This window comes from Streptomyces sp., assembly GCF_031178505.1.
Taxonomy (GTDB): domain Bacteria; phylum Actinomycetota; class Actinomycetes; order Streptomycetales; family Streptomycetaceae; genus Streptomyces; species Streptomyces gulbargensis.
The window spans coordinates 1-1,614 of record NZ_JAPSIW010001049.1 but is presented as its reverse complement, the minus strand read 5'-3'; the positions used below and the strand labels follow the sequence as shown (position 1 = coordinate 1,614).

Annotated in this window: 2 protein-coding genes; both read left to right on the top strand. The window is 66.7% G+C overall.

Translation table 11 applies throughout. The annotated features are described in order from the left end of the window. A partial coding sequence (locus RIF68_RS36110; RefSeq protein ID WP_309055893.1) for a hypothetical protein occupies positions 1–220 on the top strand: 220 nt, incomplete at its 5' end. A gap of 349 nt (positions 221–569) precedes the next feature. Beyond that, the coding region (locus RIF68_RS36105; protein ID WP_309055891.1) for a hypothetical protein at positions 570–1,614 on the top strand (1,045 nt) is incomplete at its 3' end.

Here is a 1,614-nt window from a genome sequence, read left to right as displayed (position 1 = left end):
CTGTCAGTTACTGTCGCCGTTGCCAAACCCAGTTCGGCTGCGTCGCAAGGTCTCAACGTCCCGGAGGTTTACCGTGGCACTTCCCGACTTCATCTTTGCGCTCTGCGCCCTGCTGGGCAGCCTCCTGATTCCGTTTACGGGCCTCTACGCGCTGCTGCGCCTGAAGCGCCGCGCGGTTTCCCCGGTTGTGTCCCGCTCCGTCCCGGCACAGGCGGAGTAGACGTGCCGTACATCGACATCAACCCCCACCGCAGTCGCCCCAAATGGTGGAGCTACGTAGCGTTGGGCCTCCTCCTGGTTGTCACTTCTGCAGTCGTGGGGGCTGCCCTCGTCCAGGGCTGATGACAGCGGTAGGTGCGCCAGCGCCTAGAATTGCTGTTTGAACCAATCCAATCGAAGAGCGCAGCGGGACCTTTGCTGTGGATCCTGGGGGACCAAACATGCCCAAACCAGCGGCTAATCAAATAGCTGAAGCGGAAAATGACGCGGAGCAGCCCGGGCTACGACGCCGCCGTACCCGCCGCCGTGACGGCAGCGACTCTGACGACTGGACAGGATCCTTCGAAGCCGTGACACCCAACACCAGCTCCGCTCCCGTGCTCCCGGTCCGCAGCTCATCCTGGGCCGAGGCGGCCGCAGTTGCCGACGCACTCTCTGGGACTCCCGCCGCGCCGCCGGCACCGGATCGTAAGCCGGCGGCAGCACCCGCGTCGTCCGGTCCGGAACCTGCCACCGAACTTGAGCAGCCGACGGCGGACGCCACCGCCCTGCCGACGTCGTTCGTCCGCGAGCAAAAGCCCCGCCCGAAACGCGGGTTCCGCGGCTTCCTGTACCGGGTGACCGGCGGGTCCTGGAACATGGGCCCCAGCGCGCTGGAGCGCGAGGAGGAAGAGCTCGCCCGCCGCATCTCCCGCCAGCTGCAGGGGAGCTTCAACACCGCCGTGCTGAGTCTCAAGGGCGGCATCGGCAAGACCTCCACCACCGTGGGCGTGGGTTTGACGCTCGCCGAGTTCCGCGGCGACCCGCCCTGTGCCATCGACGCCAACCCCGACTCGGGCGACCTCGTGGAGCGCGCGCTGGGCGAGGGCATCTACCAGAAGGCGACGCCGCGGACCATTACGGATTTGCTCAAGAACATCGATTCGATCGACTCCCTGACTGAGCTGTCCCGCTACATGCACCACTCCGGCCGGCTGCACCTCGTCGCCGGCGAGCAGGACCCCGAGGTGTCGGACTCGCTGACCGCGGAGGAGTACCTGCGGATCCGTAAGCTCATCGGCAGCTACTACTCCGTGGCGCTGACCGACTGCGGCACCGGCGTCACCCACAACGCGATGAAGGGGATCCTGCAGTCGGCGGACAACCTGATCATCGCCGCCGGCTATGCGGTGAGCGGCGCCAAGCGCGCCCGCAACACGCTGCAATGGCTCGCCGGCCACGGGTACGAGGACCTGGCCCGCAACGCAATCGTGGTGATCACGGACAAGGACGAGGTTTCCTCCCGGGTCGACAAGGACGCTATCGAGGAGCACCTGGCCGGGATGTGCCGCGAGCTCATCGCCGTGCCGCACGATAGGGGAGTGGCCGACGGGGACCTGGTGACCCTGGATGTGT